The sequence below is a fragment of the Amycolatopsis thermophila genome (assembly GCF_030814215.1).
Classification (GTDB): domain Bacteria; phylum Actinomycetota; class Actinomycetes; order Mycobacteriales; family Pseudonocardiaceae; genus Amycolatopsis_E; species Amycolatopsis_E thermophila.
Genome location: NZ_JAUSUT010000001.1, coordinates 1,068,648 through 1,089,017, shown reverse-complemented (window position 1 = coordinate 1,089,017; position 20,370 = coordinate 1,068,648). Strand labels below are relative to the sequence as shown.

14 protein-coding genes and 1 tRNA gene are annotated in these 20,370 nt (G+C 72.5%); 8 read left to right on the top strand and 7 right to left on the bottom strand.

Going from position 1 to position 20,370, the window contains the following annotated elements; genetic code table 11:
• Positions 1–85: 85 nt before the first annotated feature.
• The 3 genes from FB470_RS05405 (at position 86) to FB470_RS05395 (ending at position 1,555) form a co-directional block, all read left to right on the top strand.
• Positions 86–592: a MauE/DoxX family redox-associated membrane protein gene (locus FB470_RS05405; RefSeq protein WP_306989229.1), complete on the top strand. Its 507-nt coding sequence runs from the start codon at positions 86–88 to the stop codon at positions 590–592.
• A gap of 5 nt (positions 593–597) precedes the next feature.
• Positions 598–1,377: a DsbA family protein gene (locus FB470_RS05400; RefSeq protein ID WP_306989228.1), complete on the top strand. Its 780-nt coding sequence runs from the start codon at positions 598–600 to the stop codon at positions 1,375–1,377.
• Positions 1,378–1,482: 105 nt separating this feature from the next.
• Positions 1,483–1,555 (top strand) — tRNA-Ala (locus FB470_RS05395).
• 597 nt (positions 1,556–2,152) lie between these two features.
• Here the strand turns inward: FB470_RS05395 and FB470_RS05390 are convergent.
• A complete protein-coding gene (locus FB470_RS05390) occupies positions 2,153–3,022 on the bottom strand; it encodes a class II glutamine amidotransferase (RefSeq protein ID WP_306989226.1) in 870 nt (289 codons plus the stop codon).
• A 420-nt stretch (positions 3,023–3,442) separates the two neighbouring features.
• Here FB470_RS05390 and FB470_RS05385 point away from each other — a divergent pair, with 420 nt between their 5' ends.
• Complete coding sequence (locus tag FB470_RS05385; protein WP_306989224.1) at positions 3,443–3,958, top strand: hypothetical protein; 516 nt, start codon at positions 3,443–3,445, stop codon at positions 3,956–3,958.
• Positions 3,959–4,056: 98 nt separating this feature from the next.
• On the opposite strand, the gene FB470_RS05380 is transcribed toward FB470_RS05385, so the two are convergent.
• Positions 4,057–4,812 carry a helix-turn-helix transcriptional regulator gene (locus FB470_RS05380; protein WP_306989222.1) on the bottom strand — a complete coding sequence of 252 codons (756 nt, stop codon included), beginning with the start codon at positions 4,810–4,812 and terminating at the stop codon, positions 4,057–4,059.
• A 54-nt stretch (positions 4,813–4,866) separates the two neighbouring features.
• Here FB470_RS05380 and FB470_RS05375 point away from each other — a divergent pair, with 54 nt between their 5' ends.
• Positions 4,867–5,862: a zinc-binding dehydrogenase gene (locus tag FB470_RS05375; protein WP_306989220.1), complete on the top strand. Its 996-nt coding sequence runs from the start codon at positions 4,867–4,869 to the stop codon at positions 5,860–5,862.
• A 54-nt stretch (positions 5,863–5,916) separates the two neighbouring features.
• Here the strand turns inward: FB470_RS05375 and FB470_RS05370 are convergent, their stop codons facing one another.
• The 3 genes from FB470_RS05370 to FB470_RS05360 all read right to left on the bottom strand — a co-directional run bounded on the left by FB470_RS05370 (position 5,917) and on the right by FB470_RS05360 (position 11,350).
• A complete protein-coding gene (locus tag FB470_RS05370; protein WP_306989218.1) occupies positions 5,917–8,244 on the bottom strand; it encodes a hypothetical protein in 2,328 nt (775 codons plus the stop codon).
• A gap of 315 nt (positions 8,245–8,559) precedes the next feature.
• Positions 8,560–10,908: an acetyl-CoA acetyltransferase gene (locus FB470_RS05365; protein ID WP_306989217.1), complete on the bottom strand. Its 2,349-nt coding sequence runs from the start codon at positions 10,906–10,908 to the stop codon at positions 8,560–8,562.
• A 34-nt stretch (positions 10,909–10,942) separates the two neighbouring features.
• Complete coding sequence (locus tag FB470_RS05360) at positions 10,943–11,350, bottom strand: VOC family protein (RefSeq protein ID WP_306989215.1); 408 nt, start codon at positions 11,348–11,350, stop codon at positions 10,943–10,945.
• A gap of 101 nt (positions 11,351–11,451) precedes the next feature.
• Between FB470_RS05360 and FB470_RS05355 the strand changes: the two genes are divergently transcribed.
• On the top strand, positions 11,452–12,093 hold the full coding sequence (locus FB470_RS05355) for a histone deacetylase (RefSeq protein WP_306989214.1): 642 nt from the start codon (positions 11,452–11,454) through the stop codon (positions 12,091–12,093).
• A 6-nt stretch (positions 12,094–12,099) separates the two neighbouring features.
• Here FB470_RS05355 and FB470_RS05350 read toward each other — a convergent pair whose 3' ends face one another.
• Positions 12,100–12,969 carry a sigma-70 family RNA polymerase sigma factor gene (locus FB470_RS05350; protein ID WP_306989212.1) on the bottom strand — a complete coding sequence of 290 codons (870 nt, stop codon included), beginning with the start codon at positions 12,967–12,969 and terminating at the stop codon, positions 12,100–12,102.
• Between the two features lie 19 nt (positions 12,970–12,988).
• Positions 12,989–15,253, bottom strand: a complete 2,265-nt coding sequence (locus FB470_RS05345) for a SpoIIE family protein phosphatase (RefSeq protein WP_306989211.1) — start codon at positions 15,251–15,253, stop codon at positions 12,989–12,991.
• A 137-nt stretch (positions 15,254–15,390) separates the two neighbouring features.
• On the opposite strand from FB470_RS05345, the gene FB470_RS05340 reads away from it, so the two are divergent.
• Together FB470_RS05340 and FB470_RS05335 are read left to right on the top strand one after the other, a co-directional pair.
• On the top strand, positions 15,391–19,899 hold the full coding sequence (locus tag FB470_RS05340) for a HAMP domain-containing protein (protein WP_306989210.1): 4,509 nt from the start codon (positions 15,391–15,393) through the stop codon (positions 19,897–19,899).
• 83 nt (positions 19,900–19,982) lie between these two features.
• Positions 19,983–20,366 (top strand): STAS domain-containing protein, encoded by a 384-nt coding sequence (locus tag FB470_RS05335; protein ID WP_306989208.1) that lies wholly within the window; start codon positions 19,983–19,985, stop codon positions 20,364–20,366.
• Positions 20,367–20,370 lie beyond the last annotated feature (4 nt).

The following is a 20,370-nucleotide window of genomic DNA, read 5'->3' as shown; positions in this document are numbered from 1 at the left end:
AGGGCCTGGTCACCCGGTCGAATGGCATTCGTCCGCGACGTCCGGAACTCACAGGTTTCTCAGGGCGGGCCGCTAGCCTGGTGCCGTGTTCCGCCCGTCCCCTTCCGTGCTCGACGCCGTCGGCACCCTGGTGCGGCTCGGCCTGGCCGCGGTGTGGCTGGTCTCCGGCGTCGCGAAGCTCGGCGACTCCGGGCAGACGTACCTGGCGGTCAAGGCCTACGACGTCCTGCCCGACGCGCTCCTGCACCCGGTCGCGACCGGGCTGCCGCTGCTCGAGCTGGCCCTCGGCGCCTTCCTGCTGCTCGGCCTGGCCACGCGGTGGGTGGCGGTGGTCTCGGCCGCGCTGCTCGTGGTGTTCATCGCCGGGGTCGCCCAGTCCTGGGCGCGGGGACTGACCATCGACTGCGGGTGTTTCGGCGGCGGTGGCCAGGTCGCGGCGGGGCAGACCCAGTACCCCCAGGAAATCGCCCGTGACGTGGGCTTCCTGGTCCTGGCCTGCTGGCTGATCGTGCGCCCGGCGACCCGGGCCGCGCTGGACGGCTGGCTGCGCGGCGGGGCGCCGCAGGTCGAGACGGAGAAAGAGAGGATCTGAAGAACGTGGGTGGAGCGGAACGGACCGCGCGCAAGCGCCGCCAGCAGCAGTCCGCGGCGTCCCGGGCGGTGACCCAGGCCCGCGGCGGTGGTGGCCCCAGCCGGAAGACGATCGTGTCGGTGATCGCCGTGGTGGTGCTCGCCGCCGTGGTCATCGGCGGTGTGATCTGGACGAACGCGTCGAAGAACAAGACCGAGGGCACGACCATCGCGCCCCAGACGTCGTCCGCCGCGCTGGACACCGCCGACGAGCGCCAGGGCGCGGTGGTGGTCTCGGGCAAGGCCGACGCCAAGGTGAAGCTCGACATCTGGGCCGACTTCCTGTGCCCCTACTGCGGGCAGCTCCAGCAGCGGTCCGGCCAGCAGATCGAGCAGCAGATCCAGGCCGGGAACGTGCAGGTCACCTACCACATGATCCCGCTGCTGAACGACAAGTCGGACCCGCCGGGCTACTCGCTGGACTCGGCGAACGCCGCCCTGTGCGCGGCCGACCAGGGCAAGTTCACGCCCTTCCACGACAGCCTGTTCGCGTCCCAGCCCGAAGAGGGCAAGCGCGGCTACGACAAGGCGCAGCTGATCAAACTGGGCCAGGACCTGGGCATCACCGCCCCGGAGTTCGCCGCGTGCGTCAACGCGGGCACCTACGACGACCAGCTGAACGCCGCACTGGCCGGCGTCAGGAAGGACCCGTCCTTCCAGGGCACCCCGACAGTGCTGCACAACGGCCAGATGGTCAACTGGACGCAGGACGGCTGGCTGGACAAGCTGATCTCCCAGGCCGGCTGACGCGCGACCGGGGGGCCGGCCGCGAGAGCCGACCCCCCGGTGCACGGGCCATTTCGGGGTCATGTACTGTAGTCGCAGACGAGATGCGGAGTTCACCTTCGCTCCGGGGCTATGGCGCAGCTGGTAGCGCACCACACTGGCAGTGTGGGGGTCAGGGGTTCGAGTCCCCTTAGCTCCACAGTCGCAGAGGCCCTTCCCAGGAAGCTGGGGAGGGCCTTTCTGCTGTCCGTACCGCGGCGGACACCTCAGCGTCGATCTCCGTCGGGACGGTGAACCGGGGTGCACGCCGAGTTCGCGGGATGCCCGGACGAGGACCCCGCAGCCTGGGCACGTGACCGATCCGCCCGATCCCGTGCTGCGTGCCGAGTCGTCGTCGATGGCGTTGCTGGTGGTGCTGGAAACCCTCAGCTCGGCCGAGCGTGCGGTACGGCGTGTTCGGCTACTGGGACGGGGAGATCGCGGACATCCTCGGTCGCAGCCCCGAAGCGGTGCGCCGGCTCGCCCGCGAGCAAGGCCGCGCTACCGCGTCGAGGCGCGCGGCAGGAGGTCAACGAACGGTTCGTCGAGGCGGCCATGGGCGGTGACCTCGAAGCGCTGCTCCAGGTGCCGGCTCCGGACGTGACACTGTGGACGGACGGGGGGCGGGAAGGGCGCCGCCACCAGGCCGCGGCCGGTGTACGGCCGGGACGCGGTCGCGCGCCTGCTGGTGGGCGTCACGGCGAACGCGGCCGGGACGTTCGCGCAGTGCTCGGCGACGTACGCCAGGGCCGCACGGCTAGTGGTGGGCCTGGGACCGCGCGGCCTGGGCGCCCAGGTCGGCCAGGGTCAGCTGGTGCCGGGGCGGTCCGTCGAGAACCACGTGGCAGTCGACGGACAGATCGGGCCCCACGTGCACCAGCTGGCCCGGTTCAAGAGCGCGCCACCCGGTGTCCTCGTCCATGCGCTCGCTGGCCACCACCACCGACCGGTGCTCGGCCAGGGGGCCGGATCGCGCGCGGATCCGGCCCGCCGCGCTGGCGTGCTCCAGGTGCCGCCCGCCGTGCGGACCGCCCGCGGCGCGTTCCAGCACGAACAACTCGTGCGTCTCCGGGTAGCGCAGCGCCCACAGCTCGCCGGGCGTGGTGAGGACCAGGTTGATCGCGAACAGCGGCAGGTTCGCGGCCACCCACCGGGCGGCGGCGGTGATCCCGGCGCCGACATCGCCACCGTGCGCCGCCACCTCCTTCGTGATCAGCGCGAAGAACCGTTCCGAGTCGGTGTCCCCGGCGACGAGGTTGCGGTAGTCACCCAGCTCGCGGTCCAGGCGGTCCAGCCCGGTGATCACCCCGTTGTGGGCGAACAGCCGGCCGCGCTGCTCGAACGGGTGCGTGTTCGCCAGATCGAGCCCGCCCGTGGAGGCGTAGCGGATGTGCGCCAGGAACGTGGTGGACTCGCACGCCTTCGCCTCCCGCGCGAACTCCTCGTCGGCGTAGGCGGCCAGCGGCTGTTTGCGCACGTGGGGTGTGCCCTCGGCGTCGAACGTGCCCAACCCGGTGCCGTCGGGCTCGCGGCGGCTCTGCTCGGCGAGGCTGTCCGGCGCCTCGAGCAGCCAGAACGTCGCGTGGACGCGGTGCGGCGCCGCGGACAGCCCGAACAAGCGACACATACGCCCTCCCGGCGTACCGGCTACCCGCGTTCGGGCGCGGCACACACCGGGTCCAACGGCCGTGGTCGGATCGCCGCGCCCGGGGGAGGCTGGACCCGTGGACCACGAATCGGGACGGCGCCGCCTCGCCGCCGAGGTCTCGGCCCGCGCCGGACGCCGAGCAGGCCCGCGACCTGGAGGTCGTCGGGGCCATCCTCGCGGTCGTCGTCCGCCACGGCGGCGGGCCGTACTCCGTCGAGGACCTGGCCGCGCTGGCCGGGCAAGACGTCGACGACACCATCCGGGTGATGGAGCACCTCGCCGACGCCGGGCTCGCCATCCGCGACGAACCGTCCGCCTGAGCGGTGCCTGGCGGAGGTGGGCCAGCGTGACCCGCTGTTTTCGCCCCGCGGCGCGCGTCCGGGCGCTACCGTGATCGACGTGAGGCGAGTGGTCGGTTTTGTTCCTGTTGTGCTGTTCCTGTCGCTGTCGGCGTGCACGGGTGAGGAGCGAACCGCCGGTCATCCGCCGCCGGCCCCGTCCGTGTCGCCGCCGGCTCTCCTGGCTGCCGACGGGCGCGACTACGCGGCTTGCTCCGACGGCACCTGCGAGGTGCTGGTGAGCGGCCCGGTCGACATCCCGCTGACCGGGCAGGGCGGTCTCACGGGGATTTCCGTCGCGGCGGTCACCGCGGACGGGATCGACTTCACCACCGGCGGCGGCGGGACCGGCAGCCTGACGCGAGGCTGCGTGTCCACGTTCTACGAGAACGGCAGCGGTTCCCGGTGCAGCAGCGGCGAACCGGAAAAGCCCCAACCGGTCGACGGGGTGCTGGCGATGCAGGTCGCCGAGCTGCGTGACGGCACCGCGGTGCTCCGCCTCGTCTCCGGCAAGGTCGGTCCGCCGCCCAGCTCACTGGTGCCCCGCATCCCCGCGATGCCCACCTGGCACCCGTGAGTCACCGGCAGCTGACACGGCCGAGACCATCATCGGGCGGTGTGTGCTTCGCGCCGCCAGCCGCGGAGTGCGGCGCTGAATGCACCGTCGCCGAGGTGTCAACCGGTCCGGTAGCGGCCCGGAGTCGTGCCGATGAGGGCCGAGAAGGCGGCGATGAAGCTGCTCGGGTTCGCCCAGCCGCAGGCGTTCGCCACGTGCGTCGTCGTGTGGCCGTCGGCCAGGAGAACCAGCGCGTGGTAGATCCGCAGTTGCGTGCGCCATTCGTGGAAGGTCATCCCGAGCTCGTCGTGGAACAGCCGGCTCAGGGTGCGCGCACTGGCGCCGATCGTGCGCCCGAGTTCGGCCAGCGGTGTGTTGTCGGCGGGCCGCTCGTACAGGATCCGCGCGATCGCTTGCAACCGGTCGTCGCGCGGTTCCGGGAGTTGGAGCGGCTGCTCGTCCGCTTCCCGCAGTTCGTCGACGAGCACCCGGCGAAGGCGGGCGCTCGCCGCGCGGTCGCGCCGCCGCGGGCCGGTGAGGGCGAGCAGAACTTCGCGGGCGAGGCCGGAGGCCAGGAACACCGCGGGACGCTCCGGCACGAGGCGGGCCAGCGACGCCGGCAGGAAGACGATCCGCATGTCGGTGTGGCCGTGCGCGCGGTGCTGGTGCGTGAACCCGGCAGGCGTCCAGGCGACGCGATTGGCGGGAACGATCGACGTGCCGCCCTCGGTGTGCACCGACAGCACCCCGCGGGCCGCGTACACCAGGTGTCCACGCTGATGCGACTGCACCGAACTCGTGCCGCCCGGTGGCCACACGTGCGCACCACCGGACGGCCAGATGCGCGACGACGAAGGTTGGCGGCCAACGAGCATGAAATGGCAGTTTACCGGTAGTCGGCCACCTCCGGTCCGGCCGACAGTGGACCCATGACGACGATGCGAGCGGCGGTGTGCGTTCGGGCCGGTGGCCCGGAGGTCCTGGAGATCCGTGAGGTGCCGGTGCCGGCCGTCCGGCCGGGCTGGAGCCTCGTCCGGGTGCGGGGCGCGGGACTGAACCGGTCGGAGCTGCGGACCCGGCAGGGGCATTCGCCGGGCGTGGTGTTCCCGCGCGTGCTGGGGATCGAATGCGTCGGCGAGGTGACCGCCTCGACCGACCCCGCGCTGCCCGAGGGGACCACCGTCGCGGCGGTGATGGGTGAGATGGGACGGCAGTTCGACGGCGGCTATGCCGAGTACGCGTTGTTGCCGAACTCGCTGCTGATGCCGGTGACGACGACCTTGCCGTGGGAGGTCCTCGCCGCGTTGCCCGAGACCTACCTGACCGCGCAGGGCGCACTGGACGCGCTGGGGGTCACGCCGGGCAGCCGGTTGCTGATCCGCGGCGGGACCTCGTCCGTGGGGATGGCGGCGGCGTCGATCGCCTCCGGCCACGGTGTCCGGACCGCCGCCACGACCCGCCGGCCGGCCAAGGCCGGCGCGCTGACCGCCGATCACGTCCTCGTCGACGCCGGTTCGCTGGCGGCCGACGTGCACGCGATCTGGCCGGACGGGCCGGACCACGTGCTGGATCTCGTCGGGGCGAGCACGGCCGTGGACTCGCTGCGGCTGGTCCGTCGTGGCGGGACGGTGTGCGTGGCGGGATCGCTCAGCGGTTGGGTGATCCCGGACCTCGAACCGATCGCGATGATCCCGTCCGGCACCCGGCTGACGGCCTTCCACAGCGACACCGTCAAAGGTGACGCCGCCCTGTTGCAGCGGATCGTCGACGAGGTCGAGGCCGGTGTCCACCGGCCCAACCTGCATCGCGTCTTCGGGCTGGAGGACATCGCGGCCGCCCACCGGTACATGGAGGAGGACCGGGCCACCGGAAAGCTGGTCGTGGTGCCTGACGTCCACGTGAACAACCGTCGAACCCGGGGGTGAACGGGTGCAGATGGACACCGCCGCGTCGCCGGCCGGTCGTCCGTGCGGACGTCGTCACCAGGTCCGCGGCACACCCGCCGGGAGGGGTTCTCCGGCTCCGTGGTGTGCGAGCTGCCGGGCGCGTCGTGTGGTGACCTGCTGCCAGGCCGCGGTGACCTGCTCGGCCAGCTGGGACGGCGGGGTCGCGAACGGCAGCCGTACCAGGACCTGCGCCGCGTGCGCCGCGCCGTCCACATCGGACACGACCAGATCGTCGGGCGCGGGCAGCATCTCCTCCAGGACCAGCCCGGGCACCGCGGGGTCGGCCAGCATCCGGTCGAACACCCGCAGCGTGGCGACGCTGTCCAGGTCCACCGGCCGCGACCGGTGACCGCAGCGGGCGAACACCCAGCGCGGAGCGCCGGTCGCCAGGCGCAGGTTCGCCAGCGCCCGCACCCGCGCGAACCTGTCGCCGCCCGGCTCGGGGAGCAGATCCCGGCCGGCGAACACGGTCGCCGGGGCGATCACCAGGTCCCCGTCGAGCAGCAGGCGCGGCGTGCGGACCCGGCCGGGGAAGGCGAGCCGGGGATCGCCGAACGTCCGCTCCACGGCCAGGCGCCGGGCCGGGGAGGCGGCGGTGAGCAGCGAGACCACCAGATCCCACGGCGGGGGCGGGCGCCGGGTCCCGTGGTAGACCGGCCACAGCACGTGCCCGGCGCTGTCCTCGGCGATGACCCCGCGTGCGTCGCGGCGCAGCGTGATCTCCGCCGGCGGCAGGTACCGGCGCATGCCGGCCGGATCGTCCACACCGGTCGCTGGATCGGCGTCGCCGGTCCAGGTGCGGGTGTAACGCGGGCAGGGCACGGCGTCGGCGCCCTGCGGTACCAGGATCTCGACGAGCTCCGCGCCGCACCGGGCCGCGGTCTCGACCAGGAACGCGCGGTGGGCGCTGACCTGCGGCACCTCACCGTGCCGGCATTGCAACGCCGCGGCGAAGCGGGCGTCGGCTTCGCCGGCCGGGGTGACCGCCTCCAGCACGGCCCGTCCCTCCGGCAGCGGGCGGAGCAGGCAGTCGACCGGCCACGGCGACGGCTTCGCCGGGGGCGCGCCGAGGTAGTCCAGCACGGCCGGGCCGACGTCGATCTCGGACTCGTCGGCGTGCCGGGCCAGCCACTCGCACAGCCGCTGGTAGATCGTGCGCGGCCGCGGTTCGGGCCAGGCCGAGGCGGGCATCGCGGGCCGGCGCGGCTCGGGGGAGTCCAGTGCCTCCGCGACGATCTCCGGCAGCGGCCGCGGTTCGGGGCCGACCAGCTCGAGCGCCGGCTGCGTTCGCCGGTCCGCGATCACCGCGGCGAGACGGCCCGCCTGGTCGATCAGCTCGGGCAGCCGCGCCGGCACCGGGACGCCGGCGTTGCGCTGGACGTCGCTGGACCCCGGCCCGGTCGCGGCGGTGGCCCGCCACCGGTGCAGGCGCCCGGACGGCGCGGACGAGACCTGCACGAGCCCGAGTTCCGCCAGATGGCGCAGGAACTCGCGCAGCAGGGGCTTGCGGTGCGCGTCGGGCGCGAGCAGCGTCACCACGTCCCGGGTGCGCATCGCCCGCGAACCCAGCACCCGGCAGAGCGCGTCCACGACCGGTGTCCGGCGGACGGCCCCGCGACGCACCGCCCCGGGGCCGTCGTGGCCGGCCGCCTGCCAGCACAGCCGGTCGTCCTCGGTCCAGCGCAACGGCGTGAGGTTGAGCCAGGCGTCCGGCGGGACCGGTGCGGAGGCCGGTACCCGGCGGTGCGCCGCGTGGTCGCCGATCCGCAGCGGACCCGGCCCGGTGCGGGCGGGGACGACGTGCGTGAGCCAGCCTTGCGGGGCGGTCGTCAGCGCGGACCGGAACAGCAGGCGCAGCAGGTGGTCGGCGCGTTCGCGCAGGGGTTTGCTCGTCCACGGCTCGCCCGCGGCCAATCGGGCGCGGATGTCCTCGGCGACGTCCGGCGCGGTGGCCGCGACGATCCGACCGGCCGCCGCGTCCCGGCTGATCAGGTCCCACACGAGGCCGTGGTGCATGCCTTCGGTGTCCAGCACGGCCTCCTGCAGCGCGGCCGTGTCGGCGGCCAGCGCGGCGGCCCACTCGGTGATCCGCCCCAGCGGCCGGAAGTCCAGTTCGGACGCTTGCACCAGCTCGCCGCGGTGCAACCGGCGCCGCACGTCGAGGGCGTGGCGCCGGAGGTCGCGGGGCAGCAGCGGGACGAGCTCCTCGCCGATCTGCTCCGCCACGGTCGCGGCGCAGGCGCGGTAGGCGGTCTCGGCGCGGATCAGGTGACGCAGCCGCTCGGTCAGGTCGGGCGTGCCGAGCGCGGCGGCCAGGGCAGCCGGCAGGCCGGCGATCCGGACGAGCGCGGGCTCGGACATCACAACCCACCCCCTCCGCGCACCACGCCGTGGCAGCCGGACGCGAAATCCCGCATCGGCGCGGTCCCCTCCCGCGGGCGCACGGTCGACGGCACCGCCATCTCGCCTCCCGAAAGGAATTCTCGAAACGGTTTCCGGAAAAGGAAAAGCCGTGTTCGATTCTGAGCCGGGGCGCGGCGGCCGGAAAGGGCGGGAAGGGCATTTCCCCGGGACGAACGACCCCTGAACGTGGTGCCCGGCCGCGCCCGCCGCCGGACACCCGGTCACGGCGGCGGAACGCGGCGGCTCACCACGTCCGGGGCGGGAGCGCCGGAGTCAGCGGTTTCGCCACACCGGTTTCCGTTTCTGGGCGAACGCGGCCGGTCCTTCGAACGCGTCCTGGCTGACGAGGAGGTCGTCCAGCGCGGGGGAGGGGTACCGGGCGGCCTCGACGGTGTCCGCGATCGCGTCCGCCTCCGCCATCATCCGCAGGGACGTGCGCACCGAGGTGGGCGAGCCCTCCAGGATCGCGGCCGCCACCTCGCGCGCGGCCGTCAGCGCCTGACCGGCCGGGACGACGCGGCTGACCAGGCCGTAGGACTCGGCCTCGGCCGCGCTCAGCCTGCGGCCGGTGAGGACCATGTCGTTGGCGACCTTCGGCGGCACCGTGCGCGGCAGCCGGACCAGGCCGCCGGCGGCAGCCACCAGGCCGACCCGCACCTCGGGCAGGCCGAACTGCGCGGTCTCGTCGGCGACCACGAGGTGGCAGGCCAGCGCGATCTCGCAGCCACCGCCGAGCGCGAACCCGTTCACCGCGGCGATCACCGGTTTGGGCAGCGACTCGCGGCTGGTGAGCCCGGCGAACCCGTTCTTGGGCACCCACACCGGTTTCCCGCTCGCCGAGTACACCAGGTCGTTGCCCGCGGAGAACGCCTTGTCCCCGGCGCCGGTGATGATCGCGACCCACAGGTCGGGGTCGGCGAAGTAGGCGTCGAAGATCTCGTCGAGCTCGGCGTTGGCCGGCGGGTGCAGGCTGTTGCGGCTCTCCGGGCGGTCGATGGTGACCTCCAGCAGGTGCCCGTCCCGGCGGACGCGCACGTGCTCGTAGTCCTCGCGGAACCCGGGCGCGCGCGGCGGGAACAGCTCGTCCATCCGCTCGGCGGTCGCCGTGACCCGGTTGCCGAAACCGAACGAGCGCACGTACACCTTGCCGCCGATCGGTTCGCCCTCGAGCAACCGGTCGAGCATCTCCTCGTCCTGCGTGGACGCGAGGAACCGGCGGCCGTCGTCCAGCCTGCCGACCACGACACCGGTACCGGCCGCGTGCTGCACCGTGTACGTCTCCACGGTCGCCCAGCCATCCGGGTGCAGTGCGTTCGGCACCGTCGGGCGGGCGTCCAGCTCGGACTGCAGCTCGGCGTCGCGGCTCGTTCGCCACTCGGCGGGAGTGGTCGAGTAGACCCCGGCGGAGTACTTGGACAACGTGCCGCCGTTGGCGCCGACCAGGCCGAACGCGCCCGGCCGGGCGCGCAGCCGCACGACGGTCTCGGCGATCGCGTGCATCGAGTAGTTGTTGCCCGGGCCGCCGAAGAACGGCAGGCCGCCGGTGACGGTGAGGCCGCGCGGGTCGTCGGGCGCCAGGCCCAGGCCGTCGCACACTGCGAAGACGGCGATCGGGAAGCAGCTGTAGAGGTCGAGGGTGGCCAGGTCGGCGACGCCGATGCCGGCGGTGTCCAGCGCGTGCCGGACGGCCAGCACCGCGGCGGGACAGGAGCTGAGGTCCGTCCGCTCCAGCAGCGGCTGTTCCTGCAGGTCGCAGTGGCCGTGCAGGAACACCCACTTCTCTTCGGGCACGCCCAGCTCGCGGGCCTTGCCGACCGACATGAGCAGCACCGCGGCACCCTGGTTGACCTGCTCCCGGGCCACCAGGAAGCGGGTGTACGGGTCGGCGATCGGGCGGTTGCGCTCGGACGGGGTCGCCAGCTCGCGCGCGTCCCGCTCGACCGGCGCGGCGGCGTGCGGGTTCGCGGCGGCGACCTTCGTGAACGGCGCGAACAGCTCACCCATGGCCAGGGCGTACTCGTCGCGGGACAGGCCGAGGCGGGCGCGGCGGGCGTTGTCGAACAGCGCGTACTGGCTGGTCGGCTCGATCAGGCCGTGGGCCAGCATCTGGCGGTTGGCCAGGCCCTGCAGTCCGAACCCGCGGTCCTCGAGGTCGCCGTCGACGTGCTCGGTGAAGTCCGGCTTGTCGTCGGCCTGCGCGAGGTGGCGGGCGGTGGAGATGGCCTCGGCGCCGAAGACGAGCGCGACCTCGGCGCCGCCGCCGGCGATCGTGGCGGCCAGCTCGGTGACCAGGTGCTGGGGCGACTGGCCACCGGTGACCTCGAGGATCGCGCGGGCGGGCGCGGCGCCGAGGCGGTTCGCGACGGAGCGGGGGAAGTTGTCGGAGCGGCCCAGCGGGGAGTGCGAGATCGGGGTGGAGATCTCGAACTGGCGGGTGGCGGCGACGGTGTCCACGGCCTGCGCGGTGCGGGCCGGGTCGGCACCCGTGTCGGCCAGCGCGTCGCGGGCCGCCGCGGCCGCGAGGTCGACCGCGGACAGCCCGCGATAGCCGGGCTCGTCGATGCGCTCGGACGCCTGCCCGACACCGACGAGGACCGGTGTCCGGTGATCGAGAGAGGTCATACCGAACGGTAACCCGGCGGCGTGCTCCCGATCATCAGCTCTGTGAGATGTTGACCATCCACGAGACGCCGAACCGGTCCAGGCACGCGCCGAACTCGTCGCCCCACATCTGCTTCTCCAGCGGAACGGTGACGGTGCCGCCCTCGGACAGCTTGTCCCAGTAGCCGCGCAGTTCGGCGGCGTCGTCGCCGGACAGGCTGACCGACATGGTGTTGCCGGGCTGGTGGTCCATGCCGGGTGGGACGTCGGAGACCATGAGCGTGAAACCGCGGTCGGTTTCCAGCTGACCGTGCATGACCTTGTTGGGGTCCACGCCTTCGCCGCCGCCGAAGTCGCCGTAGCTGTTGACGTTCATCTGGCCGCCGAAGACCTGCTGGTAGAACTCGATCGCCTGCCGTGCGTTGCCCGCGAAACTGATGTACGGGTTGAGTCGCGAAGCCATTTTCCGATCTCCCTCCGTTCGCGAAGGCGGTCAATCCTCGCAGACGGTTCTGGGCGCTACAACACCCTGCGGGGTAGGAAAAACTTCGACAAAATCGGGTGGTGGTCGGGTCGGTTTGGTACGTCGGGTACGGCTCCAACCTGCACGCGGAACGCCTGCGGTACTACCTGGAGGGCGGCACGCCACCAGGTGGGCAGCGCGCGTGCCCCGGCTGCCGGGATGCGAGTCCACCGCTGAAGATCGCGCCCCACTGCATGCCTGGCGCGGTGTACTTCGCGACGGAATCGGCGACGTGGGGCGGCGGACGAGCGTTCTACGACCCGGCGCTGCCGGGGACCACGGCCGGGCGGGCGTACCTGATGACCGCGGGGCAGTTCTCCGACCTGGCGGCGCAGGAGATGTACCGCGATCCCCGAGGGGACCTGGACCTGACGAAGGTGCTGGAAACCGGGCGCGACCAGCTGGGGCCGGGACGGTACGAGACGCTGCTGCACGTCGGGGACCGGGACGGTTTCCCGGTGCTGACGTTCACCGCGCCCTGGTCGGCGGACGAGGTGCGGTGGAACCCCCCGGCGGCGGTGTACTTGCGGATGCTGGCCGAGGGCTTGCGGGAGGCGCACGGGTGGGCGGCCCGGGAGGTGGTGCGGTACCTGGCCGGGCTGCGCGGAGTGGCGGGATTCTGGACGGCGGCGGAGGTCGCCGCGCTGGTCGGAACCACCCGAGGTGACCGTTCGGCGCCGTAGGCGCATTCACCACAGGTCGGCCAGCCGGTCCGGGGCGGAGATGATGTCGATCGCCGCGATGCGGTTGTCCACGACCGTGAACGCGAACAGCGTCTGGGGCTTGCCGTCGCGTGTCACGAGTTGTCCGGCGACGCCGTTCACCAGCACCGGGACCGGCACGCCGCCCGCGCCCGTCCCGCGGAACAGGAGCGCCTGACCGGCCACGGCCTCCGCGCCGCGCACCACTCGCGCTGCTCCGGCCGGCAGGGTTGGCGACTCGGACCGCAGCACGACGTCCGGGTCGAGCACCGCCACCAGCGCCGCGAAATCGCCGTCCCGCGCCGCCGCGAAGAACGCGTTCACGACCTCCCGCTGACGGCTCACGTCGCTGTCCGGCACCGTCGGCGCGCCCTGCACCCGGCGCCGTGCCCGGCTCGCCAGCTGACGGGCCGCCGCCGGGGTCCGGTCCACGATCGGCGCGATCTCGTCGAACGGCAGGGCGAACATGTCGTGCAGCACGAGCGCCAGCCGCTCGGCGGGGTCCAGCGTGTCGAGCACGACGAGCAGCGCGAGCCCGACCGAGTCGGCGATCAGGGCCTGGTGCTCGGGGTGCGAACCGCTCCCGTCGTCGATGATCGGGTCCGGCATCCGCTCCGGGAACTCCTCGCGCCGCGACGTGCGCGACCGCAGCATGTCCAGGCACACCCGGCCCACCACGGTCGTCAGCCACCCGCCCAGGTTCCGCACGTCACCGGCGTCGGCGCGGCTCAGCTTCAGCCACGCCTCCTGCACGGCGTCGTCGGCCTCGGCGAGGGAACCCAGCATCCGGTACGCCACCGCACGCAGGTGCCCCCGGTGTGCGTCGAACTGCCCGGCCAGCCACTCGTTGTCGTTCATACCGCTCTGACGCATCCCGTCACGCGGATGTGACGGGATCCGGCACGCGGATCACGATCAGGCACGAATCGTCCTCGGTGTCGGACGTCGCCTCGGCCAGGAGCTTGTCGCTGATCCCCTCGACGTCCGTCCCCGACCGGCAGGCGGCCGCGGCCAGCCGGTCCAGGCTGTCGTCCAGCAGGACCCCGCGCCGTTCGATCAGCCCGTCGGTGAACAGCACCAGCGTGTCCCGCGGCCGCAGCCGCAGCACCGACTCCTCGAACCGGACGCCCGCCCGCGCTCCGAGCAGGATGCCGCGCGGCAGGGGCAGCTGTTCGGCCACGCCGTCGCGCACCAGCATCGGCGGCAGGTGCCCGGCGCGGGCCCACGTCAACGTCCGGTCGGCCGGCTCGTACAGACCGCACAACGCGGTGCCGGTGACGCCCCGGTTCACCGTGAACGTGGTGGTGTTGAGCCATTCCAGCAGCTGCCCGGGCCCGGCGCCGGTGACGGCCAGCCCGCGCAGCGCGTTGCGCAACGCGACCATCCCGGTCGCGGCTTCGATGCCGTGCCCGGCCACGTCGCCGATCACCAGCAGGATCCGCCCGTCCGGCAGCACGGTCGCGTCGTACCAGTCGCCGCCGACCTTGTGTTCCTGCGCCGCCGGCCGGTAACGGACCGCGACGCACAGGCCGTTCATGTCGACCGGCCGCGACGACGGCAGGATCGCCTGCTGCAGCTCGCGCGCGATCCGGTTCTGCTGCCGCGCCTCGTGTTCGCTGTCGGCCAGCCGGTCGCGCGTCGCCGTGAGCGCGACCTGGCTCTGGTACTGGGCGGACAGGTCCTGGTAGATCCCGCGCACCGCGACCAGTTCGCCGGTCTCGGACGTGACCGGCTCGCCGTGGGCGCGGATCTGGCGCAGCGTGCCGTCGGGCCGGATCAGCCGGAACACGGTCGCGGCCTCCTGGGTCGTCAGCGCGTTCTGGAATGCGCGCACGATCGGCAGGTCGTCGGGGTGGACGTAGGTGCACAGCTCGTCCCACGACACCGGGCCCGCCGACGGCGGCAGCCCGAACAGCTCGAAGGTCTGCTCGGTCCACGTCATCTCGCCGGTGAGGACGCTGTGCTCCCAGCTGCCCAGCCGCCCGATGTGCTGCAGGTTGTGCAGCAGCTGCGCGAGCCGGTGCTCGTCGTGCCCGATGGTGAGTCCGATCCGCACGCCGTCGAGGAACCGCGTGATCCGCACGTCCACCATCGCCGGTGTGGCCGCGTCGCCCCGGCGCGTCACCATCGGGATGGGGCCGAGCTGCCGGGACGCGCCGCTGGTCAGCACCTCCACCGCGCGCTCGCCGAGGCCGTAGGCGCACAGCAGCGGGTACACCCGGGTCATCCCGCGCCCGACCAGTTCCCGCGGTGAGCGGCCGCCGGGGTCCTCGAAGTCCTCGCCGACCTGGGCGATCTCGAAGTCCACCACGTGGCCGGACTCGTCGGTGCGCGGCCGGGCGAACAGGCCCGCGTCCAGCAGTCCCACGACCGACGGCAGGGTGCCGGCCGGCTGGGCGCTGAGCACGATCTCCCGCCCGCACAGGGCCGCGAGCGCGGTGAGCTGCCGCCGTCGTTCCGGCGGGAAGCCGGGCAGCGGGGCGGGCCAGACGAACTCGACCACCCCGGCGATGCTGCGGGAGGTGGTCACCGGGACGACCGCGCGGGCCCCGCCCAGATCGTCCGCGAGCAGCGGCAGGCCGGGTGTGGTTTCCGCGTCCGGTACCCAGTGCGGGCGCCGTTCGCGGGCGGCCCGCTGCGGCAGGCAGTCCATCAGCACCGGCAGGTGCCGCCACCGGCTGGCCTCCAGGAGGTCGAGACCGGTGTGCCCGGCGAGCCCGAGCGCGCCGTCCGGCTGCACCTGCCACAGCGCGACGGCAGCGGCTCCGGCGGTGCGGCGGACTTCCTCCAGCAGAGCCGCATCCTCCGCGTCGCGGCCGGGCAGCCGCGCGAAATCCGGCATCTCGTCGGACCGGGCGGGGAACGACCGCGGTGGCCGCACCGCGCCGCCGATCAGGTCGGCGGCCAGTTCCGGCACCGTGACGCCGGTTTTGCCCGCCAGTTCGGTCAGGTGGGCGGCGGCCTCGGCGGGGGAGTAGCCAAGCCGTTCGACCAGAATCCCTTCCGCGACCGGGACCAGCAGCCCGCCGTCCCGTTCGGCCCGCAGCCGTTCGATCTCCTGCTGCTGGCGTTCGACGACCGCGGCGAGCCGGGCGACCCGAGGGTCGAGGCCACTGGTCTGCGGCGGGTGCTGGGCCGGCACGGGTGCCCCTCGGTCGTCGGACGGACAATCCTGGTGAAGTGGCGCTGGGATCGGCCCCGCGCTACCAGTAGATTCCTCTTCTGCAGCGATTGTTCGCAAGGGCGATCGGCGAGGCCTCACGAAATCGGAGTGCACTGATGGCTGAGAGCCGCACAGTCCAGGCCAAGCGGGATCCGGGCCGGGGCGGCGAGCGCGAGCCGGCCGATCCCCGGCTGCAACAGTTGCTGGCCGGGCTGACCGCCGTGCGCGACGGCGATTTCGGCACCCGGATGCCGCAGGTCGGCGACGAGCTGATGGACGAGATCGCCGCCGTCTTCAACGGGATGGTCGACCAGCTGTCGGTGTTCACCTCCGAGGTGACGCGCGTGGCCACGGAGGTGGGCACCGAGGGCAAGCTCGGCGGCCAGGCCCGCGTGCCGGGGGTGTCCGGGACCTGGGCGGACCTCACCGATTCGGTGAACGCCATGGCGGGCAACCTGACCGCGCAGGTGCGCGACATCGCGCAGGTCGCGACCGCGGTCGCGAAGGGCGACCTGTCGCAGAAGATCACGGTCGACGTGCAGGGCGAGATCCTCGAGCTGAAGGAGACCATCAACACGATGGTCGACCAGCTGTCGTCGTTCGCCGACGAGGTGACGCGCGTCGCGCGCGAGGTCGGCACCGAAGGGATCCTCGGCGGACAGGCGGAAGTACCCGGCGTGTCCGGAACCTGGAAGAACCTCACCACTTCGGTGAACTTCATGGCGGGCAACCTCACCGATCAGGTGCGCAACATCGCGCAGGTGACCACGGCCGTGGCGCGCGGTGACCTGTCGCAGAAGATCATGGTCGACGCGCGCGGCGAGATCCTGGAGCTGAAGAACACCATCAACACGATGGTGGACCAGCTGTCGTCGTTCGCCGACGAGGTGACGCGCGTGGCCCGCGAGGTGGGCACGGACGGGCGGCTCGGCGGGCAGGCGCAGGTGCCCGGCGTCGGCGGGACGTGGCGGGCGCTCACCGATTCGGTGAACTTCATGGCGGGCAACCTCACCGATCAGGTGCGGTCCATCGCCTCGGTGGCCACCGCGGTCGCCGACGGTGACCTGTCGCAGAAGATCACCGTGGACGCGCGCGGCGAGATCCTGGAGCTGAAGAACACCATCAACACGATGGTCGACCAGCTCTCCGCGTTCGCCGACGAGGTAACCAGAGTGGCCCGCGAGGTCGGCACCGAGGGCCGCCTCGGCGGCCAGGCCGACGTCAAGGGCGTGTCCGGCACGTGGAAGGCGCTCACCGAGTCGGTGAACGTCATGGCCGCCAACCTCACCGACCAGGTGCGCTCGATCGCCGAGGTGACCACGTCGGTGGCGCGGGGCGACCTGACGCAGAAGATCCGGGTCGACGCGCGCGGCGAGATCCTGGAGCTGAAGGAGACCATCAACACGATGGTCGACCAGCTCTCCGCGTTCGCCGACGAGGTCACCAGAGTGGCCCGCGAGGTCGGCACGCACGGCAACCTGGGCGGCCAGGCCAACGTCCGCGGCGTGTCCGGCACCTGGAAGGACCTGACCGACAACGTCAACGGGATGGCGTCGAACCTGACCAGCCAGGTGCGGTCGATCGCGCAGGTGGCCAGTTCGGTGGCGCAGGGCGACCTGTCGAAGAAGATCACCGTGGAGGCCAAGGGCGAGGTCGCGGCGCTGGCCGACACGATCAACACGATGGTCGACACGCTCGGCGCGTTCGCCGACGAGGTCACCAGGGTGGCCCGCGAGGTGGGCACCGAGGGCATCCTCGGCGGGCAGGCGCGCGTGCCCAACGTCGCGGGCACCTGGAAGGACCTCACCGACAACGTCAACTCGATGGCGAACAACCTGACCAACCAGGTGCGCAACATCGCCCAGGTGACCACGGCGGTCGCGGACGGCGACCTGACGAAGAAGATCGACGTCGACGCCCGCGGCGAGATCCTCGAGCTCAAGACGACCATCAACACGATGGTCGACACCCTCGGGTCGTTCGCCGCCGAGGTGACGCGGGTGGCGCGCGAGGTGGGCAGCGAGGGACGGCTCGGCGGTCAGGCCGAGGTCGAGGGCGTGTCCGGCACCTGGAAGCGGCTCACCGAGAACGTCAACGAGCTGGCCGGCAACCTGACCCGGCAGGTGCGCGCGATCGCCGAGGTGGCCAGCGCGGTGGCCACCGGCGACCTGACGCGGTCGATCTCGGTGGAGGCGCAGGGCGAGGTCGCCGAGCTCAAGGACAACATCAACTCCATGGTGCGCTCGCTGCGCGAGACCACCCACGCCAACCAGGAACAGGACTGGCTCAAGACCAACCTGGCGCGCATCGCCGGCCTGATGCAGGGCCACCGCGACCTGGTCACCGTCGCCGAGCTGGTGCTCGACGAGCTGGTGCCGCTGGTCAACGCGCAGCAGGGCACGTTCTTCCTGACCTCCGGCCAGAACGGGAGCGAGCGGCTGCGGCTGATCGCCAGTTACGGCGCCCATTCCACCGAGGAGCTGCGCAAGGAGGTCGAGGCCGGGCAGACCCTGATCGGGCAGGCGGCGCGCACCCGCCGGCCGATCGTCGTGGACCAGACGCCGCCCGGGTACCTGCGGATCGCTTCCAGCCTGGGCGAGGCGCCGCCGGTGAACCTGGTCGTGCTGCCGCTGTTGTACGAGGACCGCACGCTCGGCGTGATCGAGCTGGCCTCGTTCGAGCGGTTCACCCAGGCGCAGCGGGACTTGCTCAACCAGCTGGGTGAAACCATCGGTGTCAATGTCAACACGATCGTCGCCTCCGCCCGCACCGATTCGCTGCTGGAGGAGTCCCAGCGGCTCGCCGCCGAGCTGCGTGTGCAGCAGCAGGAACTGCAGCGCTCGAACGCCGAACTCGCCGAGAAAGCCGCGCTGCTGGCCCGCCAGAACCGCGACATCGAGGTCAAGAACACCGAGATCGAGCAGGCGCGCCGCGAGATCGAGGAGCGCGCCGAGCAGCTCGCGCTCGCCTCGAAGTACAAGTCCGAGTTCCTCGCCAACATGTCGCACGAGCTGCGCACACCGCTGAACAGCCTGCTGATCCTGGCGAAGCTGCTGGCGCAGAACCCGGGCCGCAACCTCACCGCGAAGCAGGTGGAGTACGCCGAGGTGATCCATTCGGCCGGTTCGGACCTGCTGCAGATGATCAACGACATCCTCGATCTGTCCAAGGTGGAGGCCGGGCGGATGGACATCCACCCGGAGCCGTTCGCGCTGCGGCAGCTGCTGGACTACGTCGAGGCGACGTTCCAGCCGCTGACCGCGGAGAAGGGGCTGACCTTCACCGTCGCCGCGGACCCGGACGTGCCGCGCGAGCTGGTGACCGACCAGCAGCGGCTGCGGCAGGTGCTGCGGAACCTGCTGTCCAACGCGGTGAAGTTCACCGACCACGGCCGCGTCGAGCTGCGCGTGCGGATGGCCCGCGACGAGGAGCTGCCGCCCGGCACGCGCGGCCCGGTGGTGGCGTTCGCGGTCACCGACACCGGCATCGGGATCGCGAAGGAGAACCTCAGCGCGATCTTCGCCGCGTTCCAGCAGGCCGACGGCACGACCAGCCGCCGGTACGGCGGCACCGGGCTCGGGTTGTCGATCAGCAACGAGGTGGTCTTCCGGCTCGGCGGGGAGATCCGGGCGGAGAGCGAGCTGGGCGAGGGCAGCACGTTCACGTTGTTCCTGCCGCTGGGGCGGTCCGCGGGCGACCGCACGCCGGCGCCGGAGGCGAGCGAACGAGTCGAGCCGGCACCGCCCGAGCCGTCCCGGGACACCGGGAAGCGGCAGGTGCTCGTGGTCGAGGCCGGCCCCACCGGCCTGCTGTCGCTGCTGGCGAGCAGCGCCGCGGCGGACCTGGCCGACACACACGGCACGGTGACGGTCGCGACGGTGAGCACCGCCGAGCAGGCGGCGAACGTGCTGGTCAGCCGCCCGCACCACTGCGTCGTGCTGGACCTCAGCCTGCCCGAGGGCGGGGCGTTCGCCGTGCTGGACGCGCTGGCCGAGCACCCGGACCTGCGTGCGGTGCCGGTGCTCGCGCACCCGTCCCGCAAGCTCACGCCGGACCAGGAGAGCCTGGTGCGGACGCGGGCGGCGATGCAGCCGCTGGAGCTGCTGCCCTCGCTCGACGAGCTGCGCGAGCGGATCGCACTGCACCTGTCGGCCGACCAGCCGGACGACGTCATCCCGCTGACCCGGCCGCGGTCGACGCAGTCGTCGCCCCGGCCCGACGAGCGGCCCGCGGACGAACCGCTGCGCGGTCACAAGGTCCTGATCGTGGAGGACGATCCGCGCAACGTGTTCGCGCTGCGGGGCGCGCTGGAGAGCTACGGGCTGGACGTGCGGCACGCGGTGAACGGGCGCAAGGGCATCGACGCGCTGCTCGCCGAGGACGACATCGAGCTGGTCCTGATGGACGTGATGATGCCGGAGATGGACGGGTACGCGGCCACCGCCGCGATCCGGGAGATCCCGCGCTTCGCGGACATGCCGATCATCGCCGTCACCGCGAAGGCCATGCAGGGTGACCGGGAGAAGGCGCTCGCCTCGGGCGCCACCGACTACCTGACGAAGCCGGTCGACGCGCAGGAGCTGCTGGAGTGCCTGCAGCGGTGGCTGCCGGAGGTGCGCGCCTGACCCGGTCGGGTGCGATCGGCGTGGTGAGCGGGATCCGCGAAGGAGGAGTTCCGCCCGGGGACGCGGGATAGCAAGATGGGCGTGTGCAGGCACCCGAGCCATCGAACCCGCGGCACCCCGCCGACGACCCCGTCAACGGGTTGGCGGTCGCCGTCGAGCGCCACGGCGACGCCGTCGTGGTCCAGGTCAGCGGCGAACTCGATCTCCTGACGACGCCCAAGCTGGACAGCGCGGCCGGCGAGGCGTTGCGGCAGCACCCGCCGCTGCTGGTGCTCGACCTGACGGGCGTGACGTTCCTGGGTTCGGCCGGCATGGCGTCGCTGGTCGCGGTGCGGCAGGCCGCGGGTGACGACGTGCAGATCCGGCTGGCGGCCGCGGACCCGGTGGTGGTGCGTGCGATGGAGGTCGTGGGGCTCGACCAGGAGTTCCCGACGTACCCCACGTGCGCCGAAGCGCTGAGCGGGTGAAGCC

Excerpts from the sequence above, each read along its gene's own strand:
- FB470_RS05390 (WP_306989226.1), bottom strand. The coding sequence starts at position 3,022 with ATGTGTCGCTTGTTCGGGCTGTCCGCGGCGCCGCACCGCGTCCACGCG.
- FB470_RS05380 (WP_306989222.1), bottom strand. The coding sequence starts at position 4,812 with ATGCTCGTTGGCCGCCAACCTTCGTCGTCGCGCATCTGGCCGTCCGGT.
- FB470_RS05375 (WP_306989220.1), top strand. The coding sequence starts at position 4,867 with ATGACGACGATGCGAGCGGCGGTGTGCGTTCGGGCCGGTGGCCCGGAG.
- FB470_RS05370 (WP_306989218.1), bottom strand. The coding sequence starts at position 8,244 with ATGTCCGAGCCCGCGCTCGTCCGGATCGCCGGCCTGCCGGCTGCCCTG.
- FB470_RS05365 (WP_306989217.1), bottom strand. The coding sequence starts at position 10,908 with ATGACCTCTCTCGATCACCGGACACCGGTCCTCGTCGGTGTCGGGCAG.
- FB470_RS05360 (WP_306989215.1), bottom strand. The coding sequence starts at position 11,350 with ATGGCTTCGCGACTCAACCCGTACATCAGTTTCGCGGGCAACGCACGG.
- FB470_RS05350 (WP_306989212.1), bottom strand. The coding sequence starts at position 12,969 with ATGAACGACAACGAGTGGCTGGCCGGGCAGTTCGACGCACACCGGGGG.
- FB470_RS05340 (WP_306989210.1), top strand. The coding sequence starts at position 15,391 with ATGGCTGAGAGCCGCACAGTCCAGGCCAAGCGGGATCCGGGCCGGGGC.